Source organism: Lentzea sp. NPDC036949, from assembly GCF_055608075.1.
Genome location: NZ_JBVJRA010000005.1, coordinates 126320 through 147761, shown reverse-complemented (window position 1 = coordinate 147761; position 21442 = coordinate 126320). Strand labels below are relative to the sequence as shown.

Here is a 21442-nt window from a genome sequence, read left to right as displayed (position 1 = left end):
GTGTTCACCGGGATCGTCGAGGAACTCGGCCACGTGGTCGCGGTTCAGGACCTGCCAGACGCGGCGCGGATCCGCGTCTCCGGGCCGATCGTCACGAGCGACGCGAAGCACGGCGACTCCATCGCGGTGAACGGCGTGTGCCTCACCGTCGTGGAGGTGGAGAACGGCACGTTCACCGCCGACGTGATGCGCGAGACCCTCGTGCGCAGCAGCCTCGCGAAGGTCGCAGAGGGCGACCGGGTCAACCTGGAGCGCGCGGCCGCCGTCGGCCAGCGCCTCGGTGGCCACATCGTGCAGGGCCACGTCGACGGCACGGGCACGATCCTCGCGCGGGAGAAGGCGGAGCACTGGGAGGTCGTCCACATCGGACTGCCGCCCCAGCTCGCCCGCTACGTCGTGGAGAAGGGCTCGATCACGGTCGACGGCGTGTCGCTGACCGTCGTCACGGTCGCCGAGGACGAGTTCACGGTGAGCCTCATCCCCACCACGCTGGAGCTGACCACGCTCGGGCACCGGTCGCCGGGTTCCACCGTGAACCTGGAGGTCGACGTGCTGGCGAAGTACGTTGAACGACTGGCCGTCCCGCACCTGCGGGCCATCGCGGGCGAGGAGACCCAGTGAACACCGACTTCGCTGACATCGAACGGGCGGTCGCCGACGTCAAGGCGGGCCGCCCCGTGGTCGTCGTGGACGACGAGGACCGCGAGAACGAGGGCGACCTGATCTTCGCCGCCGAGAAGGCGACGCCGGAGCTGCTCGCGTTCATGGTCCGCTACACCTCCGGCTACATCTGCGTGCCGCTGACCGAGGAGGACTGCGAACGCCTCGACCTGCCGCCGATGTTCCACACGAACCAGGATGCGCGCGGCACCGCCTACACGGTCACGGTCGACGCGCGTGAGGGCGTCAGCACCGGCATCTCGGCCGCGGACCGCGCCCGCACGATCCGGCTGCTCGCCGACCCGACCTCGAAGGCCACCGACTTCAACCGGCCCGGCCACGTGGTCCCGTTGCGCGCCAAAGCCGGTGGCGTGCTGCGCCGTCCCGGTCACACCGAGGCCGCCGTCGACCTGGCACGCCTGGCCGGGCTCTCTCCCGCGGGCGTGCTCTGCGAGATCGTGTCGCAGAAGGACGAGGGCGACATGGCCCGCCGCGACGAGCTCGAGGTCTTCGCCGCCGACCACGACCTGGCGATCATCACCATCGCGGACCTGATCGCGTACCGACGCCGGGTCGAGACCCAGGTCGTGCGCGCCGCCGAGGCCCGCATCCCGACCGCGCACGGGGTGTTCACCGCCTTCGGCTACGACAGCCTGCTCGACGGCATCGAGCACGTCGCGCTCGTCTACGGCGAGATCGGTGACGGCGAGGACGTGCTGGTGCGCGTGCACTCCGAGTGCCTCACCGGCGACGTGCTCGGCTCGCTGCGCTGCGACTGCGGCCCGCAGCTCGACGCGGCGATGGAGGCCGTGGCCGCACAGGGCCGCGGTGTCGTGTTGTACATGCGCGGGCACGAGGGCCGCGGCATCGGCCTGATGCACAAGCTGCAGGCCTACCAGCTGCAGGACCAGGGTGCGGACACCGTGGACGCGAACCTCGCGCAGGGCCTGCCCGCCGACGCCCGCGACTACGGCACGGGCGCGCAGATCCTCGTGGACCTCGGCATCAAGTCCATGCGGCTGCTGACGAACAACCCGGCCAAGCGCGTCGGGCTGGAGGCCGGATACGGTCTGCGCGTGCTCGACCGGGTGCCGCTGCCGATCTCCCCGAACCCGGAGAACCTGCGGTACCTGCGCACCAAGCGCGACCGGATGGGCCACGAACTGACCCAGCTGGAGCAGTACGAGGCCGTTGTTTCCGCTACGGAGGACCAGGAATGAGCGGCGAGGGCCGTCCTGAGCAGACGAAGCTCGACGGCAGGGGCCTGAGCGTCGCGATCGCGGCGACGCGCTGGCACACGAAGATCACCGACCAGCTCGTCGAGCGCGCCCTCAGGGCCGCCGAGGACGCGGGCTGCGCCGACACGACCGTCGTGCGCGTGGCGGGGGCGATCGAGCTCCCCGTCGTGGTGCAGGAGCTGGCCCGCCACCACGACGCGGTGGTCGCGCTGGGTGTGGTCATCCGCGGCGGCACCCCGCACTTCGAGTACGTGTGCGACTCGGTGACCGACGGGCTCACCCGCGTCGCGCTCGACGAGTCGACGCCGGTGGGCAACGGCGTGCTGACGACGGACACCGAGGAGCAGGCGCTGGCCCGTGCCGGGCTGCCGGACTCGGTGGAGGACAAGGGGTACGAGGCGACCGTGGCGGCGATCGACACCGCGCTGGTGCTGCGCGGCCTGCGCCAGCCCTGGACCGAGCGGGGTTTCGAATGATGACCGCGACCGACGTGGTGCTGCGCCCGAAGAAGATCCGCAAGGTCGCGTGGGCGTGCGCGGTCGGCCTGGTGGTCGTGTTCACCGTCGTGGGCCTGCTGCTGGGCAACACCCCGACCGGCGTGATCTTCCGGACCTCCGACCAGGTCGCCATGATCGTGCTCGGCTTCCTGCTCGCCGGCGGTGTGCTGCTGCTGACCCGGCCGCGGGTCAGGGCCGACGCCACCGGCATCGAGATCCGCAACGTCGTGACGTCGCACCGCTTCGCGTGGGGTGACGTGCTGGCGATCAGCTTCCCCGACGGTGCCGCGTGGGCCCGGCTGGAGCTGCCGGAGGACGAGTACATCTCGATCATGGCCGTGCAGGCCGTGGACCGCGACTACGCCGTCACGTCCGTGCGCGCGTTGCGCGAGCTGCACAAGGCCGGTCGGTAGCGCCCGAGGCGATGAGTTCTGCCGGCTCGGCGAGTCAACCCGGTCGACGTCGGCACAACTCGGAGGAACACGTGGCACAGCTGCTGCGAGTGCAGAACTTCAACGTCACCAGCGACGGGGTCGCCGCCGGTGAGCACCAGAGCTTCGACAACCCGTTCGGCCTGCCCGACGCGGGGAAGCTGTTCGGCTGGGCCGGCGCCACGGCGAGCTGGCCCAACCGCACCGAGCCCGGTGGCAGCCGCGGCCTGGACGACTACCTCACCCGCGACTTCACGAACAACATCGGCGCGGAGATCATGGGCCGCAACAAGTTCGGGTACCAGCGCGGACCGTGGACCGACCACGAGTGGCAGGGCTGGTGGGGCGACGAGCCGCCGTTCCACACCCCGGTGTTCGTCCTGACCCACCACGAACGGCCGTCCATCACGCTCTCGGACACCACGTTCCACTTCGTCGGCGGTGACCCGGCGGCGGTGCTGGAGCAGGCGCGGGAGGCCGCACAGGGCAAGGACGTCCGGCTCGGCGGCGGCGTCACGACCATCCGCCGGTTCCTCGACGCGGGTCTCGTCGACACGCTGCACGTCGCCGTGTCCCCGGTGAGCCTGGGGGACGGGCTGCGGCTGTGGGACTCGCCCGACGAGCTGCTCGACCGCTACCACCTGGACGTGGTGCCCAGCCCGAGCGGTGTGGTGCACCACCTGTTCTGGCGCCGCTAACGCCACAGGCCCAGGATCGCTCCGACGAGCCCGAGGCCGATGACGTGGAAGCCCGCCCCGATGGCCACCGAGGCCTTCGGGGCGGGCTTCGTCGTGTCGAACACCCCGCCCACGAACATCACCGGGAACGCGACACCGACACCCACGACCAGGCCGAGCAGCAAGCCCTCCAGCACGTCGTCGGTACCGGACGCGGCGGCGACCATCGCGACCGCCAGCGTCGCGGCGAAACAGGTGGCCAGCGGGATCGTGTAGACGCTGGAGCCGATGCGCTCGGGCGGGGTGAGGTCCCAGCCCAGCGACCGCCGCCAGGCCCTGCCGAAGGCGAACTCGGCGTACCAGATCGCGCCCAGCCCGTAGTACGCGACGGTGGCGACGACGACGGCGAACCAGTTGAGGTCGCCGAGCACGCTCAGGCTCATGTGAGGTCTCCCGCGGGTGTCAGGGTGTCTTGGCATCGCACTCCCGGGCGCCACCGTTACCGCTGTGCGGTCCGGGCGGCACACCGAAGGGCCGCCCACACCGGGGTGTGAACGGCCCTTCGGTCTTGGTCCGGCGGCAGAACCTAGCTGCGGACCATCTTGCGCAGCACGTACTGCATGATGCCGCCATTGCGGTAGTAGTCCGCCTCACCGGGCGTGTCGATGCGGACGACCGCGTCGAACTCCACCTTCGCGCCGTCGGCCTTCGTAGCGGTCACGTGCACCGTCGACGGCGTGGTGCCGTTGTTCAGCTCCGTGATGCCGGTGAAGTCGAACGTCTCGGTGCCGTCGAGGCCCAGCGACGCGGCGGTCTCGCCGGCCGGGAACTGCAGCGGCAGGACGCCCATGCCGATCAGGTTCGAGCGGTGGATGCGCTCGTAGGACTCGGCGATGACGGTGCGGACGCCGAGCAGCGAGGTGCCCTTGGCCGCCCAGTCGCGCGACGAACCGGAGCCGTACTCCTTGCCCGCCAGCACGACCAGCGGGACGCCCGCCTCCGCGTAGGCCACCGACGCGTCGTAGATGGTGGTCTGCGGGGCGTCGGCCTCCAGGAAGTTGCGGGTGAAGCCGCCCTGGACGTCGTCGAGCAGGAGGTTGCGCAGACGGATGTTCGCGAACGTGCCGCGGATCATCACCTCGTGGTTGCCGCGGCGGGAGCCGTAGGAGTTGAAGTCCTTGCGCTCCACGCCGTGCTCGGTCAGGTACTTGCCCGCGGGCGAGTCGGCCTTGATCGAACCGGCGGGGGAGATGTGGTCGGTGGTGACCGAGTCGCCCAGCAGCGCGAGGACGCGGGCGCCCGCGACGTCGGTGACCGGCTTCGGCTCCATCTCCATGCCCTCGAAGTACGGGGGCTTGCGCACGTAGGTGGACTCGGCGTCCCACTCGAACGTGTTGCCGGTCGGCGTGGGCAGCGACTGCCAGCGCTCGTCACCGGAGAACACGTTGGTGTAGCCCTTGGTGAAGCCCTCCGCGGAGATCGAGGTCGAGATGACCTCGGCGATCTCGGCCGGCGACGGCCAGATCTCCGACAGGTACACCGGCTTGCCCTCGGTGTCCGTGCCCAGCGGCTCGGTGGTGATGTCCTTGTCCATCGAACCGGCCAGCGCGTACGCCACGACCAGCGGCGGCGACGCGAGGTAGTTCATCTTGATGTCCGGGTTGATCCGGCCCTCGAAGTTGCGGTTGCCCGACAGCACCGAGACGACCGCGAGGTCGCCCTCCTGCACACCCGCCGAGATCTCGTCCTGCAGCGGGCCCGAGTTGCCGATGCAGGTGGTGCAGCCGTAGCCGACCAGGTGGAAGCCGAGCTTCTCCAGGTACGGCATGAGGCCGGCGCGCTCGTAGTAGTCCATGACGACCTTCGAGCCCGGCGCCAGGGTCGTCTTGACCCACGGCTTGCGCTCGAGGCCGCGCTCGACGGCCTTCTTCGCGAGCAGGGCCGCACCGAGCATCACGGACGGGTTCGAGGTGTTGGTGCACGACGTGATCGCGGCGATCGCGACGGCGCCGTGGTCCAGCTCGAACTCGTTGCCGTCGAGGGAGACCTTGACCGGGTTCGACACCCGGCCGGTGGCGCCCTCCGCGGCGGTGTGGACCACCTTCGGCGTGCCGGAGCCGTTCTCGCCCTCGTGGACGGCGATCGGGTCGCTGGCCGGGAACGTGTCGTCGACGGCCTCGTCCACGCCGGACAGCTCCTGGCCGTCGGTGTGCGCGACGTAGGCGCCCAGTGCCTGGCGGAACGCCTCCTTGGCGGAGGTCAGCTCGATGCGGTCCTGCGGGCGCTTCGGGCCGGCGATGGACGGGACGACCGTCGCCAGGTCGAGCTCCAGCGTCTCGGAGAACACCGGCTCGCGGGACGGGTCGTGCCAGAGGCCCTGCTCCTTGGCGTAGGCCTCGACGAGCGCGATCTGCTCCTCGGACCGGCCGGTCAGGCGCAGGTAGTCGATGGTCTCGCCGTCGATCGGGAAGATGCCGACCGTGGAGCCGAACTCCGGCGACATGTTGCCGATGGTGGCGCGGTTCGCGAGCGGCACCGCGCCGACGCCCTCGCCGTAGAACTCGACGAACTTGCCGACGACGCCCTGCTTGCGCAGCATCTCGGTGATCGTGAGCACGAGGTCGGTGGCGGTGGCGCCGGGGGGCAGCTCACCGGAGAGCTTGAAGCCCACGACCCGCGGGATCAGCATGGAGACCGGCTGGCCGAGCATCGCGGCCTCGGCCTCGATGCCGCCGACGCCCCAGCCCAGCACGCCGATGCCGTTGACCATCGTGGTGTGCGAGTCGGTGCCGACCAGCGTGTCCGGGTACGCCTGGCCGCCCCGGACCATGACGACGCGAGCGAGGTGCTCGATGTTGACCTGGTGGACGATGCCGGTGCCGGGCGGGACGACCTTGAACTCGTCGAACGCGGTCTGGCCCCAGCGCAGGAACTGGTAGCGCTCGCGGTTGCGCTCGTACTCCAGGTCGACGTTCAGCTCGAACGCGTCCGGGCGGCCGAAGATGTCGGCGATGACCGAGTGGTCGATCACGAGCTCAGCGGGCGCGAGCGGGTTCACCTTCTCGGCGTCGCCGCCGAGCTGGGTGACGGCCTCGCGCATGGTGGCGAGGTCGACGACGCAGGGGACGCCGGTGAAGTCCTGCATCACGACGCGCGCGGGCGTGAACTGGATCTCGGTGTCGGGCTCCGCGGTGGGGTCCCAGTTGGCGAGAGCGCGCACGTGGTCGGCGGTGATGTTCGCGCCGTCCTCGGTCCGCAGCAGGTTCTCCAGCAGGATCTTCAGGCTGAACGGCAGACGCTCCGCGCCCTCCACGGCGCTCAGCCGGAACACCTCGTACGAGGCGTCGCCGACGTTGAGCGTGCCGCGGGCGCCGAAGCTGTCCAGGCTGTTGGTCACGTGCAACTCCATCTGGTGACAGCGCGGTGGTCAGTTCGGGTACGGGGAGAGTCTTCCTCAACCGGTCGACCACTGCCCCTCGACCCCAAACAGTACGCTTGTCCTGTAAGCCGCTTCAACCCAGGTTGTCCTAACTCACCCGCGCGGCGCGGAGGGCGACGCCGCCGTGCCGGCTGTGGCTATCTTGGCGTGGTGCTCCTCGATCAGGTTTCCCAGCGGTACGGGCGCGGGCCCTGGGTGCTGCGCGACCTCACGCTGGAGGTGTCCGAGCTGGTGGTGCTGACCGGCGCGAACGGCACCGGCAAGTCCACCCTGCTCAAGATCGCGGCGGGGGTGCTGCGGCCGACGTCGGGACGGGTCGTGCGGCCCGCGTCGGTCGGGTACGTGCCGGAGCGGTTCCCGTCCGACGTCCGGATGTCCGCCTCGTCCTACCTCGCGCACATGGGACGGGTCCGGCGTTCCGCGGCCAACGACGTGCTGGAGCGGCTGGGGTTCGTCGGCTCGCTGACCGCGCCGATGTCCGCGCTGTCGAAGGGCAACGCGCAGAAGGTGGCGCTCGCGCAGGCGTTCCTCGCCTCCGACGTGCTGGTGCTCGACGAGCCGTGGAGCGGCCTGGACCCGGCGGCGTCGGCGGAGCTGGTGGAGTTGCTGCGGGGGCGGACGGCGCTGGTGTCCGACCACGAGGGGCACCTCGCGGACGCGACGCGGGTGGACCTCGCGGGCGGCCACGTGACGATCGAGCTGAGCCGGGTCGTGGGGCTCGACGCGCTGGAGGCGCTGGAGGGCGTGCGGTCGGTGCTGTCGCGCGGGACGTCTGCGCGGGTGGTCGTGGCACCGGACCGCAGCGACTCGGTGCTGGCGGAGGCGCTGCGGCTCGGGTGCTCGGTGCGGAGCGTGCGATGACCTCGCTGGTGCGGTACCTCGCGGCGGACGTGCTGCGGGGACAGCGGTTCCTGGCCCCGGTGCTGGTGTTCCTCGGCGTCATGGGGATGCTGTTCTCCTCGGACGCCGGGCAGCCGCTGGAGGCGTACTCGGGGTCGTCGGCGTTGCTGTACCCCGTCTGCGCGTGGATGGCGGTCGTCGTGGCTACGTCGGAGGACGTGGTGCGGCGCGAGATCACCGTGGTGTCGGCCGGCGGCTGGTCGCGGGTGCTCGGCGCGGTCGCGGTGGTGGCCGTGCTGTTCGCGGTGGCGATGGCGGTGCTGGCGGCGGTGTGGCCGGTGGTCACGAACCCGCACCCGTACACGGTCGGCGAGTTCCTGGTGGGGCTCGGCGCGCACACGGCGGTCGCGTTGCTCGGCGTCGGCGTGGGCCTGATGTTCGCGCGGCCGGTGTTCGACGCGATCGGGCGGACGGTGCTCGCGGTGTTCACCGTGGTCGTCCTGACCTACCCGCTGGGCCGCGGCACGCCGCTCGGCTGGGTGCTCGACGCGCTGGGGCACAACCAGGTGTCGCTGTCGGTGCTGTGGGCGGGAGCGGTCGGCGCGGTGCTGGTGGCGGGCGCGGTCGCGCTGGGAGTGCGGCGGGCGTGACGCGCGTCGACGTGCTGGGACCGCTCGTCGTCCGCGGCGACGGGCCGGTGGAGGTGCGCGGCAAGCGGTTGCGGTGGCTGCTGATCCGGCTCGCGATGCAGCCGGGCCGGGTGGTCACCGCCGAGCAGCTGATCGCGGACCTGTGGCCGGACGAGCCACCGGCCGACGGCGCCGCCGCGTTGCAGTCGCTGGTGTCCCGGCTGCGGCGGGCGGTCGGCGCGTCCGTGATCTCCTCGCACGCGGGCGGCTACCGGCTTGAAGCGGACACCGACGTCGAGGAGTTCCTCCGCACGCGCGACGCGGCGCTGTGGCGCGGTGCCCCGTTCGAGGACGCGCCGTTCGCGGTCGACGAGGCGGTGCGGCTCGCGTTGCTGCGCGACGACCTGACCGGGCTGGAGGCGCTGGCGGCGGCTCACCCGCTGCGCGAGGACGTGCAGGCGCGGCTGATGCTGGCCCTGCACGCCGCGGGCCGGCGCTCGGACGCGCTGGCCGTGCACGAACGGGTCCGCGCCGCGCTGGCGGAGGAGCTGGGCGTGGACCCCGGCGAAGCGCTGGCGGCGGCCCACCTCGCGGTGCTGCGGGACCGCGGCGTGCGCGGCAACCTGCCGGCACCGGTGGGGTCGTTCGTGGGCCGGGGCGAGGACCTGGACGCGCTCGGCGGGCTGCTGGCGGCGAACCGGCTGGTGACGCTGACCGGGTTCGGCGGGGTCGGCAAGACGCGGCTGGCCCTGGCACACGCTTCGTCCTGCGCCTCGGCGTGGTTCGTGGAGCTGGACTCGGCGGCCGACCCGCTGGCCGCACTCGACGCGGCGCTGGGCCCGAACCCGCTGGCGATGCCGGTGTTCGACCGGCTGGGCACGTCGCTGGTGGTGCTGGACAACTGCGAGCACGTGGTGGACGCGGCGGCTTCGCTGTGCGCGCGGTTGCTGGCGGAGGCACCGGGGGTGCGGGTGCTGGCGACATCGCGGGAACCGCTGGGCATCCCCGGCGAGGTGGTGCACCCGGTGGCACCGCTGGACCTCGACCATTCCGTGCGGCTGTTCTCGGCACGGGTCGGAGCGGCGCTGGACCAGGCCGTGGTGCGGCGTGTGTGCGTTGCGCTGGAAGGAATCCCGCTGGCGCTGGAACTGGCGGCGGCACGGGCGCGGTCGCTGTCGGCCCGGCAGCTGGAGGCACGCGTCGGGAGCCGGCTGCGGCTGCTGGACCGCGGGACGCGGACCGGTCCGGTGCGGCACCGGACGCTGCGGGCGGTCGTCGACTGGAGCTGGGAGCTGCTGGACCCGGACGAGCGGGAGCTGCTGGCGCGGGTCGCGGTGTTCGTGGGCGGGGCGACGGCCGCGGCGGTGCACGAGGTCTGCTCGGCGGAAGGCGACCTCTGGGCGACCGAGGACCTGCTGTCCGCCCTCGTCGAGAAGTCGCTGGTCGTCCGCTCCGGCGAGCGCTACCGGCTGCTGGAGACCGTCCGCGAGTACGCGCTGGAGCAGGGCCTGGCCGATCAGGCCGCCCACGCGCGCCACTACGTCGAGCTGGCCGAGCGCACCGAGCCGCTGTTCCGCGGCCCGCGCCAGCTGGAGGCACTGGAGGTGTTCGACGCCGAACGGGCCAACCTCGACGCGGCACTGGCGTGGGCGGTCGGGCACGACCAGGGGCTGGCGCGGCGGATGGTGGCCGCCCGCACCTGGCACTGGCTGGTGATGACCAAGCGGTTCGAGGAGATCCGGCGGTGGGCGCCGCTGGTGCCCGGCGACCCGCTGTCGGAGGTGCTCGCGGCACTGGGCACGCCGGAGGCGGCGCTCGCGGCCGAGCGGTTGTGGCAGCAGGACGTGCCGACGGCGCTGTGCGCGTTGATGCTCACCAGCGGACAGGTGTGGGGGCAGGCGGAGCTGGGCGGGCGGATGTCGGCGCTCGCGGACCGGCTGGAGCGGTCCGGTGACGAGTGGATGCGGGCGTTCTCCGCGCTCGTCCGCGGTGTGGTGGCCGGGGAGTTCAGCGAGGGTGCGGCGCCGGAGGCGGAGCGGGCCTACCGGGAGGCGTTGCGGCTGTTCCGCGCCGTGGGGGACCGGTGGGCGGTCGTGTTCGGGTTGTCGTGCCTGGTCATGGTGCTGATCAACCGCGGTGCGCACGCCGAGGGGTTCCGGGCGGTGTCGGAGGCGCGGCGGGTGGCGGCCGAGCTGGGGGACCCGGAGAGCGTGCTGGTGCCGATGTCGGTGCTGGTGCAGACGGCGCGGCTGAAGGTGCGGATCGGTGACCTGGCCGGTGCGCGGGAGGACCTCGCGCAGGTGCACCCGGTGCACGACCTCGACCGGGGACGGGTCGCGCAGGCGCACGGCGAGGTGGCGTTCTTCGGCGGCGACTTCGAGGAGGCGGTGCGGCTCTACCGGAGGGCGCTGGCCGTCACCGGCGACGCGCACGCGGTCCAGTTCCGCGCCACCGTCCACGCCGGGCTCGGGCTGGCGCTCACCCGCCTCGGTCACCTGGACCAGGCGGGTGAGCACTACGCGAGGGCGCTCGACACGGTCAGCGGCAGCGCGGACGGTCCCGCGCGGGCCAGCGTGCTGGAGACGTACGCGGGCTGGCTGCTGGCCCAGGGCGACGCCCGTTCCGCGGCGGACGCCCTGACCGAGGCCGAACGGCTACGCGGCGGCCCGAGCAGCGACCCGGCGGTGGTGCAGCTGCGTGACCGGGTGCGCGCCGAAGTACGCGTCGACCGCTGACCGCCCGACCGCGGCGACGTACCCGTCCGGGCGCACCAGCACCGGGCCGCCGGGGAAGTCCAGCGTCACGAAGTCGGGGCCGCGCAGCAGGTCGAAGATCCGGCCCTGGTCGGTCATCCCGTCGGGCATCCGGTCACCGGCCTGCAGTCCCTCGCCGTCGGTCGTGCGGTACGACAGCGACAGCTGCAGCGTCTCGTCGTCGCGGCGCTCGAACGGGTTGCCCGACGTCATGATCCTGGTCGTCATGCCGAGCAGCCACTCCGCGACCGGCTTGCGCTCGGACTCGTAGGTGTCGAGCAACGTCTCCATCCCGAGCTTCCAGCCCAGGTTGTAGGCGTCCTGGATGCCGGTGTTCATGCCCTGCGCACCGGCGGGGGAGTGCACGTGCGCCGCGTCGCCCGCGAGGAACACCCGGCCGACGCGGAACCGGTCGACCATGCGGATGTTGGTGCGGTACAACGACATCCACGTCGCCTCGTGCAGCACCACGTCGTCCAGGCCGGTGCGCTCGCGGACGATCTGCCGGTACAGCTCCAGCGACGGCTCGCCGTCACCGGTGGCCTGGAACTGGAAGAGGTCGGTGTCGGGCAACGGGCACAGCGCGAGCCACCTGTCCGCGCGCCCGCCCCAGCTGTGCCAGTGGTCGCGGTCCAGGCCGGAGAGCCGGACGTCGCCCACGAGCATCCGCTGGTCCTCGTGCGTCTCGCCGACGAACGACACGCCGAGTTGCTTGCGCACGAACGACTTCCCGCCGTCGCACCCGACGAGGTACCTGGCCCGCACGGTCTCCGATCCGACGACCGCGGTGACACCGGAGTCGTCCTGGGTGAACGACGTCAGCGCCGTGCCGTACTCGACCGGCTGGGGAAGGGCTTCGCGCAGCGCCTGCTCGACCCGGAACTGGGCGATGAGCATGGTGCGCGCGTACGGGCGTTCGGCCGTCGGGTGGCGGCCCTCGTGGACGTCCCACTCGCGCAGCACCTCGCGGCCGTTGTAGGCGCGCATGGTCATGTGCAGCCGGCCGGCGGCGAGGATCGGCTCGATGACGCCCAGGTCGTGGAAGACCTCCATCGACCGCGGCTGCAGGCCCTTGCCGCGGGAGCCCGCGAACGGTGCGGGGGAGGCGTCGACGATGCGGAACCCGACGCCGCGGCGGGCGAGGTCGAGTGCCAGGGTGAGGCCGGTCGGGCCGGCGCCGATGATCAGAACCTGAGTGTCCATGGCGACCACACTCGGCCCGTGAACTGCCACGGCCCTGTCACGTCGCTGTTGCGCGTGACAGGGCCGTGGCGGACCAGCGGGAACTACTTCTTCATGAGCGCGATCAGCGCGTCGACGTCCTTGGGCTCGAAGCCGCGGAACAGCGTCAGCAGCACCTCGTAGTACGAGCGGACCGGGCTGACGTACCACTTGCCGTCGACCTCGGTGGACACCACGCCGACACCGGTCTTCATGACCGACGTGGCGACGCGCCCGATGACCTCGACCGCCTCGGCCGGGATCTTGCTCTTGCCGCCGCCCTGCTGCTCCAGCAGCTCCGTGACCTGGTCGGCGCACAGCTTCTGCTCACCCTGCTTGGGCACGTCAACCGAGTAGCAGTCGCCCTCGCGCGTGATGGTGAGCGTCTCGCCCTCCGCCGTCACCGACAGCTTCTTGACGGTGACCTGCTTGCCGCCGGCCACGTCCTTCACGTCGGTCTCCAGCGCGTTCAGCTTGGCGCCGGTCTTGTCCACGCTGCCGATCTGGTCCAGCAGCACCGGGCCGAGGTCGTGCAGCACACCGGCCTCGTCCGGCGGCAGCGTGGCGATGACCTTCTCCATGTCGCCGTCCAGCGCCGCGGTGACCAGCTGCTTCGCCGCGTCCTCCGGCGAGCCCGCGCCCTGTGCCGCGATGCCCTTGGCCGGCCAGGTGAGCTTCTCCTCCTCCAGGACCGCGTTGGCGATCGTGTAGAAGGCGCTCGGGTACCACTTGTCATCGACCTTGATCGACGCGATGCCGATCGGCTTGCCGCGCTTCTTGACCTCGGCCGAGATGTCGTAGGTCTTGGTCTCCGACTTGGTCATGCTGACCTTGTCGCCGATGGCGTCCATCAGCTTGTCGGTCAGCGGGACCTTGGAGATGTCCGAGGTGATGGTGATCTTGCCCTCGGTCAGTTTGTTGATCGTGAGGTGGTCGTTGACCTTCTCGGCCGCCGCCTCGTCGAACTTGATGTTCTCGCTCTTGAACTCGACGCCCGACATCTTGTTCGGGTCCGCGTCGGGCTTGAGGATCTCGAGACGCTTCATCTCCTTCGTCATCGAGTCCAGGTAGTCCTTCGACAGCGCGGCCTCCGCGGGTGCGAGCGAGGCCATGATGCCGACGACGTCACCGCTGCCGAGCTGCTCGACGAGGTTCTTCGCCGCGACCTCCGGCGTGTCCTTGCCGGCGTTCGCCGCGGGGTTCGACTTCTGCAGCGCGAAGAACGTGACGCCACCGCCGACGAGCAGCAGCACCGCGACCACGGCCGTGATCACCAGGCCGGTGCGCTTCTTCTTCGGCGGCTCGCCACCCATCGGCGCGTAGCCGTAGGGCTGCTGGTCGAAGCCCTGCTGGGGAAAACCCTGCTGGGGAAAGCCCTGCTGCGGGAAGTTCTGCTGCTGCGGGTAGCCCTGCTGCGGGAACCCCTGCGGCCCGGTCTGCGGAAAACCGCCCTGCTGCGGCTGCTGTTGCGGGTAGCCCTGCGGGCCGGTCTGCGGATGACCACCCTGCTGGTGCTGCTGCCCGTACGGATCGTTCTGCGGCTGCCACTGTCCGCCGCTACCCGGGTAGCTCACGGTTCCCTCCTGAGGTCATCACTGCGCTGCGCCTGGTCGAGGTGAGCACCGTGATCGCCCCCACGATCGTCAGCACAGCACCGGCAAGGGTGACGACGGGTCCGGTCGTGCTGATGCCGACCAATGCGCCCTTGCTGTCCCCTTGGACCGTGGCAACCAGGGCCACGGTTCCCCCGATCGTGCCAAAGAGGAGCGCCGCGCATGCGGCGATTCGACGAAATCGGACCACGTGCAGGGCGATCGCCAGTACGGCCAGCGGGGTCAGCCCGACCCACACCCCCGTCACGACGCCGCCCGCCACCCCGTCCAACCCGGCGAGATCACGGAGCGAGAGCACCTGGTAACTGTCCCTCGTGGTCGATCCCGACTTGAGCCAGGGCAAGAACGTTCCGGTGATCTGAGTGACCAAGCCCACTGCCGCGATCGCGGCTCCCACAGCGCTGCGCACGGGACTAGTGTGACCCGATGGCCTCCGACGCGTGCAGTGCGGCACGGGCGCTGGTCGCGTCCGCCCACCGGATCACGGTGCTGACCGGTGCCGGGGTCTCCACGGACTCGGGCATCCCCGACTTCCGCGATCCCGGCGGGGTGTGGGCGCGCGACGCGGACGCCGGTCGGGGCGCCACCCTCTCCTCCTACCTCGCCGACGCCGAGGTGCGCAGGCGGACGTGGCGCTCGCGGCTCGACCATCCCGTGTGGACGGCCACACCGAACGCCGCGCACCGCGCGCTGGTCGAACTGGAACGGTCCGGCCGGTTGCGCACCGTGGTCACGCAGAACGTCGACGGCCTGCACCAGAAAGCCGGCTCCGACCCGCACCGGGTGCTGGAGCTGCACGGCACGCTGCACGCCACGGTGTGCCTCGACTGCGGCGCCACCGGCCCGATGCGCGACGCGTTGAAGCGCGTCGCCGACGGCGAGGCCGAACCGGCGTGCGTGCGCTGCGGCGGAGTCCTCAAGTCCGCCACCGTCTCGTTCGGGCAGGAGCTCGACGGCGAGGTGCTGCGCAGGTCCCGGCTCGCCGCACTGGACTGCGACCTGCTGCTGGTGGCCGGCACCTCCCTGTCCGTGCAGCCCGCCGCGGGACTGGTGGCGCTCGCGGCGAAGGCCGGGGCGCGGGTCGTCATCTGCAACGACGAGCCGACTCCGTACGACTCCCTCGCCGCCGTCGTCGTGCGCGAACCGGTCGGCGAGGTGCTGCCCGACCTCAGCTCCGTTCCTCCATCCGGGGGAGGCCGGTTCTCGTCCTGGGGAGATCCGAGCACCTGGTCGTAGGGTCGGGACCATGCGCGTACCGCTGATCACGACGGACTTCCTGGACCGGGCGTCGTTCGCGTTCGGGGCCACGACGGCGACCGTCGACGAGCCGGACCAGCCGGCCGGACCGGTCGAGACGACGACGTACGCACGGATGGCGGCCCGTGTGCGCGCGTGGCAGGCGGGGCTCGACGAGCTGGGCGTCGGCGAGGGCGAACGCGTCGCCGTCGTCAGCCACAACTCGGCGCGGCTGCTGGAGCTGCTGCACGCGGTGCCCGGCAGCGGCCGCATCTGCGTGCCGGTCAACTTCCGCCTGCACCCCGACGAGGTCAGGTACATCGTCGAGCACAGCGGCGCGTCGGCGTTGTTCGTCGACCCCGAGCTGGAGCTGGACGACGTGGTCGCGCGGCACCGGTTCACGCTCGGCGAGGAGTCGGAGTCGCTGCTGCGGTTCGATGTGGAGCCACGGCCGTGGAGCGCGCCCTCGGAGGACGCGACCGCCACGATCAACTACACCTCCGGCACGACCGCGCGGCCCAAGGGCGTGCAGTTGACCCATCGCAACATCTGGCTGAACGCCGTCACGTTCGCCATGCACACCCGTGCGTGGGAAGGCGACGTGTACATGCACGTGCTGCCGATGTTCCACTGCAACGGCTGGGGCATGCCGTTCGGGCTGGCCGGCCTGGGCGTGCCGCAGGTCGTGCTGCGCAAGGTCGACGGCGCGGAGATCCTGCGCCGGGTCCGCGACCACGGCGTCACGCTGATGTGCGGCGCACCGGCCGTGTGGAACGCCGTGCTGGACGCCGCGGCGTCGTGGGACGGCGAGATCCCCGGCCGTGACCGCGTGCGGATCGTCTGCGCGGGCGCACCGCCGCCGTCGCGCACGATCCAGCGGGTGACCGAGGAGCTCGGCTGGGAGTTCCTGCAGATCTACGGCCTGACCGAGACGGCGCCGCTGCTCACGTTCAACCGCGCCCAGCCGGGTCCGGAGGGCGAGGAGAAGGCGAAGAAGCAGTCACGGGCGGGCGTGCCCGCGCTGGGCGCGCGGCTGCGGATCTCCGGCACCGGCGAGGTGCTCGCACGGTCCAATGTGGTCATGGAGGGCTACTGGGAGAACCCGGACGCGACCGCCGCGGCGATCGAGGACGGCTGGTTCCACACCGGTGACGGCGGCCAGTTCGACGACGAGGGCCACCTGACGATCTCCGACCGCAAGAAGGACGTGATCATCACCGGCGGCGAGAACGTGTCGTCGATCGAGGTCGAGGACTGCCTGTTCTCCCACCCGGCCGTCGCCGAGGTCGCCGTGATCGGCGTGCCCGACGAGAGGTGGGGTGAAACGATCAAGGCGCTCGTCGTGCGGTCCGCGGAGGTGACCGAAGCCGAGCTGATCCGGCACTGCAAGGACCGCCTGGCCGGCTACAAGGCCCCCACCTCGGTCGAGTTCCGCGACTCGATCCCGCGCACGGCCACCGGCAAGATCCAGAAGTTCAAGCTCCGCGAACCGTACTGGACCGGGCGCGCCCGCGGCGTGAACTGACGACACGCCGACAAACCGATCGTCCCCAGTGGACCGCTTGCGTGGTCAACTGTGACACGAGTGGCTGACGGTGCATCGGTTCCAGATGCGCCACCCGGGACTGATTGGTCTAATTCGGTCGGAGGTGATGTCCGGATGCTGACGCGACTCTCCGCCGCCGCGGTGCTGATGACGGCCGTCCTCACGGGGACGGCCGCCGCTGTTCCCCCGCCTCCGCCGAACCCGAGCGACGCGGAGATCTCGGCCTCGCGCGCACAGGCGGATGCGAAGGCGGCACGGGTCGGCGAGCTGACCGGCCGCCTGACCCAGGCGGAAGCCCGCCTGCAGGAGCTGCTCGACCAGGTCTCCTACAAGCGCGAGCTCGCCAACAAGGCCCGCGTCGACCTGGAGACCGCCGTCTCCGAGGCCGAGGCCGCCCGCCGCGAGGCCACCTCCGCCCGCACCCAGGCCGACGCCGCCTCCCGTGCCGTCGAGGACTCGCGCCGCGCCCTCGACGAGTTCGTCGCCGCCTCGTACGCGCAGCGCAGCACGGTCGGCTCGATCTCCGCGTACTTCGGCGCCAAGTCCCCCGAGGACCTCCTCGCCCGTGCGCAGATGCTCGAAGCGGTCTCCTCGTCCTCCCTGAACGCCCTCGACCAGGTCATGCGCGACCAGGGCACCGCGGCGAACCTCGACTCCGCCGCCCGCGCCGCCCTGCGCAAGGCCGAGGAGAAGCAGGCGGCCGCCGACGAGGCCAAGCGCGTGGCCGAGGCCGCCCAGCAGGAAGCCGTGGCCGCGCACGAGGCCCAGGCCACCGCGACCACCGAGCTGCAGTCCGACAAGGACGCCGTCGAACGCGAGTTGCTCGCCGCCCGCGGCGAGGTCACCGGCCTCGAAGCCCAGCGCCGCCAGTACGACCAGTGGATCGACGCCAAGCACCGCGAGGAGGAGGAGAACGCCCGCCGCGCCGCAGCCGCTGCCGCCGCGGCCGTTGCTGCTCCGGCCCCTGCCGCCGCACCACGCCCTGCTGCCGTTGCCGCACCCTCGGTCTCACGCGTGCAAACCGTCATCAACCGCGCATTGGCCCAACGCGGCGTCATCTACGCGTGGGGCGGCGGCAACCACTACGGCCCCACCTACGGCGTCCGTGACGGCGGCGTGGCCGACTCCTTCGGCGACTACCGCAAGATCGGCTTCGACTGCTCCGGCCTGATGATGTACGCCTTCGCCGGCGCGGGCGTGTACCTGCCGCACTACAGCGGTTACCAGTACAACTCCGGCCGCAAGGTGCCGCTGTCGCAGATGGCTCCTGGCGACATGATCTTCTGGGGACCCGGCGGCGGCACGCACGTGGCGTTGTACCTCGGCGGCGGGATGATGGTGGAGGCGCCGCACTCCGGTGCGGTGGTGCGGATCTCGCCGGTGCGGTACGGCGGGATCATGCCGTACGTGACCCGGCTGCTCTGATCTTCGCCGGCTCCTCGGTGAGGGCGGTGCGGGGCTAGGTTGTCGTCGTGAAGATCGTGGTGTTCGGCGGTTCCGGGATGGTGGGGCAGGGAGCGCTGCGGGAGTGCCTCCTCGACCCCGAGGTGCGTGAGGTCGTCACGGTCGGGCGCTCGCCGTTGGACGTGGCGTCACCGAAGCTGCGGCACGTCGTGCACGCGGACTTCGCCGACCTCACGCCGATCGCCGGCGAACTGGCCGACGCCGACGCGTGCTTCTACTGCGTGGGTGTGACGTCGGCCGGGTTGAGCGAAGCGGAGTACACGCCCGTGACGCACGACTACGCGCTTGAGGCGGCCCGTGTTGTTGGTGGCACGTATGTGTACGTGTCGGGTGAAGGCGCGGACGCCGGCAGCAAGACGATGTGGGCACGGGTGAAGGGCCGGACCGAGAACGAGCTGCTGGCGCTGGACCGGACGGCGTTCGTGGTGCGGCCGGGGTTCATCCAGCCGCGCCACGGGATCACCTCGCGCACGCGCATCTACCGGTACGTCTACTCGTGGTCGTCGTGGCTGTTCCCGGTGCTGGCCAGGGTCGCGCCGAAGCACGTGACGTCGACCGAGCAGCTGGGGCGCGCGCTGGTGGCGCTCGCGAAGGGCGTGCGGCCGGCCACGCGGGTGCTGCGCAGCGACGAGATCAACCGGCTCGCGGCATGACTCTCGACGAGTACGTCCGCGACTTCCGTGCGGGCGGGTACGAGGTCACGCACGTGGTCGAGTCGGTGTGCGGCGCGTGCGGCGGCCGGGCGTTCGGCGTGCAGCTGACCGAGGAGTGCGCGGTGCGGCGGACGTGCCTGGGCTGCGGCACGGCGGCGTTCCTGGCCGACTCGGCGGAGCACTGGGAGGACGACGAGGCGCAGGAGTGCGCGTGCCCGTGCGGTGGCGAGGAGTTCGCCGCCGTGCTCGGGGCGGCGTGCCGGGCGGACGGTGAGGTGCGGTGGGTGAGCGTCGGGCTGCGGTGCCTCGCGTGCGGCCAGTGCGGCGTGTACGAGGACTGGAAGATCGACTACAGCCCCAGCTCCCACCTGCTCACGCTGGCGTGAACGCGTCCTCGGTCTTCACCGTGCCCGCGGTGCGGCCCGGCGCGGTGTGGTTGGCCCAGTAGAGGTTCGTGTGCGCGATGACCAGGTCCGGTGTGGGTGCGCCCCACTCGGACAGGTCCTCGGTGGTGTGGGCGTCGCTCACGAGGGTGGCGTCGTAGCCGCGGACCAGGGCGCCGTGCAGGGTGGAGCGGATGCACTCGTCGGTCTGCGCGCCGGACACGAACACGTGGCCGATCCCCTTGGCCGCCAACACCTCTTCGAGGTCGGTCGCCTCGAACGAGTCGGCGTAGGCCTTGTGCACCACCGGTTCGCCGTCGGCGACCTCCAGTTCGGCGACGAACCGCCAGCCGTCGGAGCCCTTCGGCATGTGCTCGGGGTTGCTGTGCTGCACCCAGACCACGTCGACGCCGGCCGCGCGGGCCTTGTCCACGAGGGTGGCCACGTTGCCCACCACCGTGTCGCGGTCGTGGGCGTGGTTCACGACGCCGTTCTGCACGTCGATCACGAGCAACGCGGTGTTGGGGCGGTTCGCGAGAGTGGTCACGGCGGCAGACTATGCCCAGGTGAGGCGGGGTTGTCGACCCTCGGCGGGGCGCACGCGTGCGGCTCAGCGCGAACGCAGGCGGCGCAACATCCGGGCGTCCTCGAAGCCGACCGAACGCGCGGCGACCTCCACGGTGGCGCCCTTGCCGATGAGGTGTTCGGCGCGTTCGACGCGCAACGCCTGTTGATACTTCAACGGGGTCATACCGGTCGCGCGGCCGAACAGGCGCGTGACCGTCCGTTCGCTGCATCCGGCCAGCAATGCCAGTTCTGCCAACGAGAGGCGATCGGCGAGACGCGTCTCGATGACGTCCTGGATGCGGTGCACGGTCTCGTTGACGTGGGATCGGTACCGCAGCAGCACGCTCGCCTGGTGGTCGTCGCCGTTCCTGCGCGCGTAAACCACCATCGTGCGTGCGACGGCGGCGGCCACGGAAGGACCGTTGCGCACGGCGACAAGGTGCAGCGCGAGGTCGATGCCGCTCGCGATGCCGGCCGACGTCACGACCCGACTGTCCTCCACGTACAGAACGTCGCGCACGACCCGTGCGGCGGGGTAGCGGCGTTCGAGCTCGTCCTGCAGTTCGTGGTGGGTGGTGCAACGACGGCCGTCGAGCAGTCCGGCACGGCCGAGCGCATCGGCTCCGGCACACACACTCGCCACCATGCCGCCGCTGTCGTGGTGCGCGCGCACCCACGCCAGAGCGCGCGCACTCAACGCTCCGGTGCCCACCAACGTCGACGACCGCCATCCCGGCACGACCAGGAGGTCGTCCGCCCCCAGCGGGGGCAGCTCGGTCGACGCCCCCAGCGGCACGCCCTGGTGGCTCGGCACCGACACCGAGTCGCCGACGTACGACAGTGCGTAGCCGGCACCGAAGTCGGCCGCGCTGGAGAACACCTGCGCCGGCCCCGCGAGGTCGAGCAGGTGCACTCCCGGTACGAGCAGGAAGACGACTCTGGTCACGATCCGGTCAGCGTAGCGACGTCCGAGATCCGCGCGAACCGGCCCGCCAGGACGTACTCGGTGCGCTCGATGACCTCCTGCACGCCGAGCACCGCCCCGGTGCGCCAGTGCGGCAACGGCGTGGTCGCGGTCGCGTCCGTCACGAACGTCATGTCGAACCCGAGGTCCGAGCCGACCCGCGTGGTCGTCTCGCAGCACTGCTCGGTGCGGATGCCGCTGACCAGCAGCTCCCGCACACCCCGCGCGGTCAGCGTCTGCTGCAGGTTGGTCGTGGTGAACGCGTTGTGCGAGGTCTTGGTCAGCAGCGGCTCGTCGTCGAGCGGTGTCAGCCCGTCCATCAGCCGCACGTGCCCGAGCGCCGGGTCGAACACGTCACCGCTGCCCGGTTCGGAGTGCAGCACCCACACCACCAGGTCGCCGGAGTCGCGGGCGAGGTCGACCAGCCGGTTCACCTGGCCCACGACGCCGGGGTTGGACACCTCGGCCCAGCTGGGACGCCGGCGGAACGACTCCTGGACGTCGATGACGATCAATGCGCGCTTCATGCCACCAGCCTCGTCGGACCGCCACGGCCGAACCAGGCACGACCCGGCCGCACTGCGGACCGATCCGGTCACCACGCAGCCCCCGTGCAGATGCCTTGGTCAGC

The 21442-nt window shown here is 71.4% G+C and carries 21 protein-coding genes; 13 read left to right on the top strand and 8 right to left on the bottom strand.

From position 1 onward, the window contains the following. From ACZ7CD_RS16170 to ACZ7CD_RS16150, 5 genes are all read left to right on the top strand, one after another. On the top strand, positions 1-621 hold the full coding sequence (locus tag ACZ7CD_RS16170; protein WP_458433335.1) for a riboflavin synthase: 621 nt from the start codon (positions 1-3) through the stop codon (positions 619-621). Then, a complete protein-coding gene (locus tag ACZ7CD_RS16165; RefSeq protein ID WP_360387125.1) occupies positions 618-1880 on the top strand; it encodes a bifunctional 3,4-dihydroxy-2-butanone-4-phosphate synthase/GTP cyclohydrolase II in 1263 nt (420 codons plus the stop codon). Before ACZ7CD_RS16170 ends, ACZ7CD_RS16165 begins: the two co-directional genes overlap by 4 nt. Then, entirely contained in the window at positions 1877-2374 is a 498-nt protein-coding gene (ribH, locus tag ACZ7CD_RS16160) for a 6,7-dimethyl-8-ribityllumazine synthase (protein ID WP_360387128.1), read from the top strand. Before ACZ7CD_RS16165 ends, ribH begins: the two co-directional genes overlap by 4 nt. Beyond that, a complete protein-coding gene (locus ACZ7CD_RS16155; RefSeq protein ID WP_458433334.1) occupies positions 2371-2808 on the top strand; it encodes a PH domain-containing protein in 438 nt (145 codons plus the stop codon). The genes ribH and ACZ7CD_RS16155 overlap by 4 nt, the downstream gene beginning before the upstream one ends. 71 nt (positions 2809-2879) lie before the next feature. Continuing rightward, on the top strand, positions 2880-3524 hold the full coding sequence (locus ACZ7CD_RS16150; RefSeq protein ID WP_360387133.1) for a dihydrofolate reductase family protein: 645 nt from the start codon (positions 2880-2882) through the stop codon (positions 3522-3524). Here the strand turns inward: ACZ7CD_RS16150 and ACZ7CD_RS16145 are convergent. Beyond that, positions 3521-3946 (bottom strand): DUF1761 domain-containing protein, encoded by a 426-nt coding sequence (locus ACZ7CD_RS16145; protein WP_360387135.1) that lies wholly within the window; start codon positions 3944-3946, stop codon positions 3521-3523. The two genes, ACZ7CD_RS16150 and ACZ7CD_RS16145, sit on opposite strands and share 4 nt — an antisense overlap. A gap of 143 nt (positions 3947-4089) precedes the next feature. Beyond that, complete coding sequence (acnA, locus tag ACZ7CD_RS16140; RefSeq protein WP_360387138.1) at positions 4090-6900, bottom strand: aconitate hydratase AcnA; 2811 nt, start codon at positions 6898-6900, stop codon at positions 4090-4092. 192 nt (positions 6901-7092) lie between these two features. Here acnA and ACZ7CD_RS16135 point away from each other — a divergent pair, with 192 nt between their 5' ends. Genes ACZ7CD_RS16135 through ACZ7CD_RS16125 form a run of 3 tightly spaced genes read left to right on the top strand, consistent with a single transcriptional unit; the run spans position 7093 to position 11146 of the window. Then, positions 7093-7803, top strand: a complete 711-nt coding sequence (locus tag ACZ7CD_RS16135) for an ATP-binding cassette domain-containing protein (RefSeq protein WP_360387141.1) — start codon at positions 7093-7095, stop codon at positions 7801-7803. Beyond that, positions 7800-8432: a hypothetical protein gene (locus tag ACZ7CD_RS16130; protein ID WP_360387143.1), complete on the top strand. Its 633-nt coding sequence runs from the start codon at positions 7800-7802 to the stop codon at positions 8430-8432. Before ACZ7CD_RS16135 ends, ACZ7CD_RS16130 begins: the two co-directional genes overlap by 4 nt. Continuing rightward, entirely contained in the window at positions 8429-11146 is a 2718-nt protein-coding gene (locus tag ACZ7CD_RS16125) for a BTAD domain-containing putative transcriptional regulator (protein ID WP_360387146.1), read from the top strand. The genes ACZ7CD_RS16130 and ACZ7CD_RS16125 overlap by 4 nt, the downstream gene beginning before the upstream one ends. On the opposite strand, the gene ACZ7CD_RS16120 is transcribed toward ACZ7CD_RS16125, so the two are convergent. The 3 genes from ACZ7CD_RS16120 to ACZ7CD_RS16110 all read right to left on the bottom strand — a co-directional run bounded on the left by ACZ7CD_RS16120 (position 11066) and on the right by ACZ7CD_RS16110 (position 14407). Further along, positions 11066-12367, bottom strand: a complete 1302-nt coding sequence (locus ACZ7CD_RS16120) for an FAD-dependent monooxygenase (RefSeq protein ID WP_360387149.1) — start codon at positions 12365-12367, stop codon at positions 11066-11068. The genes ACZ7CD_RS16125 and ACZ7CD_RS16120 overlap by 81 nt on opposite strands. An 83-nt stretch (positions 12368-12450) precedes the next feature. After that, the gene (locus ACZ7CD_RS16115; RefSeq protein WP_458433329.1) at positions 12451-13959 is read right to left on the bottom strand and encodes a flagellar basal body protein FliL; all 1509 of its coding nucleotides are present in this window, start codon (positions 13957-13959) and stop codon (positions 12451-12453) included. Further along, complete coding sequence (locus ACZ7CD_RS16110) at positions 13943-14407, bottom strand: hypothetical protein (RefSeq protein WP_360387154.1); 465 nt, start codon at positions 14405-14407, stop codon at positions 13943-13945. The genes ACZ7CD_RS16115 and ACZ7CD_RS16110 overlap by 17 nt, the downstream gene beginning before the upstream one ends. 17 nt (positions 14408-14424) lie before the next feature. Between ACZ7CD_RS16110 and ACZ7CD_RS16105 the strand changes: the two genes are divergently transcribed. The 5 genes from ACZ7CD_RS16105 (at position 14425) to ACZ7CD_RS16085 (ending at position 19283) form a co-directional block, all read left to right on the top strand. Further along, positions 14425-15234 (top strand): SIR2 family NAD-dependent protein deacylase, encoded by an 810-nt coding sequence (locus ACZ7CD_RS16105; protein WP_470379157.1) that lies wholly within the window; start codon positions 14425-14427, stop codon positions 15232-15234. Between the two features lie 10 nt (positions 15235-15244). Continuing rightward, positions 15245-16759: a class I adenylate-forming enzyme family protein gene (locus ACZ7CD_RS16100; RefSeq protein WP_470379156.1), complete on the top strand. Its 1515-nt coding sequence runs from the start codon at positions 15245-15247 to the stop codon at positions 16757-16759. 135 nt (positions 16760-16894) lie between these two features. Next, positions 16895-18205 carry an NlpC/P60 family protein gene (locus ACZ7CD_RS16095; protein WP_360387161.1) on the top strand — a complete coding sequence of 437 codons (1311 nt, stop codon included), beginning with the start codon at positions 16895-16897 and terminating at the stop codon, positions 18203-18205. A gap of 47 nt (positions 18206-18252) precedes the next feature. Beyond that, positions 18253-18897 carry a Rossmann-fold NAD(P)-binding domain-containing protein gene (locus tag ACZ7CD_RS16090; RefSeq protein WP_470379155.1) on the top strand — a complete coding sequence of 215 codons (645 nt, stop codon included), beginning with the start codon at positions 18253-18255 and terminating at the stop codon, positions 18895-18897. Continuing rightward, positions 18894-19283 carry a hypothetical protein gene (locus ACZ7CD_RS16085; RefSeq protein ID WP_470379154.1) on the top strand — a complete coding sequence of 130 codons (390 nt, stop codon included), beginning with the start codon at positions 18894-18896 and terminating at the stop codon, positions 19281-19283. Before ACZ7CD_RS16090 ends, ACZ7CD_RS16085 begins: the two co-directional genes overlap by 4 nt. Here the strand turns inward: ACZ7CD_RS16085 and ACZ7CD_RS16080 are convergent. The 3 genes from ACZ7CD_RS16080 to ACZ7CD_RS16070 form a co-directional block, all read right to left on the bottom strand. After that, on the bottom strand, positions 19270-19827 hold the full coding sequence (locus ACZ7CD_RS16080; protein ID WP_470379153.1) for a cysteine hydrolase family protein: 558 nt from the start codon (positions 19825-19827) through the stop codon (positions 19270-19272). The genes ACZ7CD_RS16085 and ACZ7CD_RS16080 overlap by 14 nt on opposite strands. A 63-nt stretch (positions 19828-19890) precedes the next feature. After that, positions 19891-20793 (bottom strand): GlxA family transcriptional regulator, encoded by a 903-nt coding sequence (locus ACZ7CD_RS16075; RefSeq protein WP_360387172.1) that lies wholly within the window; start codon positions 20791-20793, stop codon positions 19891-19893. Continuing rightward, on the bottom strand, positions 20790-21338 hold the full coding sequence (locus tag ACZ7CD_RS16070) for a cysteine hydrolase family protein (RefSeq protein WP_470379152.1): 549 nt from the start codon (positions 21336-21338) through the stop codon (positions 20790-20792). The genes ACZ7CD_RS16075 and ACZ7CD_RS16070 overlap by 4 nt, the downstream gene beginning before the upstream one ends. Between the last annotated feature and the right edge of the window lie 104 nt (positions 21339-21442).

What these genes read in the sequence shown, in the direction of transcription:
- ACZ7CD_RS16155 (WP_458433334.1), top strand. Translation starts at nt 2,371, where the DNA reads ATGATGACCGCGACCGACGTGGTGCTGCGCCCGAAGAAGATCCGCAAG.
- ACZ7CD_RS16105 (WP_470379157.1), top strand. Translation starts at nt 14,425, where the DNA reads ATGGCCTCCGACGCGTGCAGTGCGGCACGGGCGCTGGTCGCGTCCGCC.
- ACZ7CD_RS16070 (WP_470379152.1), bottom strand. Translation starts at nt 21,338, where the DNA reads ATGAAGCGCGCATTGATCGTCATCGACGTCCAGGAGTCGTTCCGCCGG.
- ACZ7CD_RS16130 (WP_360387143.1), top strand. Translation starts at nt 7,800, where the DNA reads ATGACCTCGCTGGTGCGGTACCTCGCGGCGGACGTGCTGCGGGGACAG.
- ACZ7CD_RS16085 (WP_470379154.1), top strand. Translation starts at nt 18,894, where the DNA reads ATGACTCTCGACGAGTACGTCCGCGACTTCCGTGCGGGCGGGTACGAG.
- ACZ7CD_RS16100 (WP_470379156.1), top strand. Translation starts at nt 15,245, where the DNA reads ATGCGCGTACCGCTGATCACGACGGACTTCCTGGACCGGGCGTCGTTC.
- ACZ7CD_RS16120 (WP_360387149.1), bottom strand. Translation starts at nt 12,367, where the DNA reads ATGGACACTCAGGTTCTGATCATCGGCGCCGGCCCGACCGGCCTCACC.
- ACZ7CD_RS16095 (WP_360387161.1), top strand. Translation starts at nt 16,895, where the DNA reads ATGCTGACGCGACTCTCCGCCGCCGCGGTGCTGATGACGGCCGTCCTC.
- ACZ7CD_RS16145 (WP_360387135.1), bottom strand. Translation starts at nt 3,946, where the DNA reads ATGAGCCTGAGCGTGCTCGGCGACCTCAACTGGTTCGCCGTCGTCGTC.
- ribH (WP_360387128.1), top strand. Translation starts at nt 1,877, where the DNA reads ATGAGCGGCGAGGGCCGTCCTGAGCAGACGAAGCTCGACGGCAGGGGC.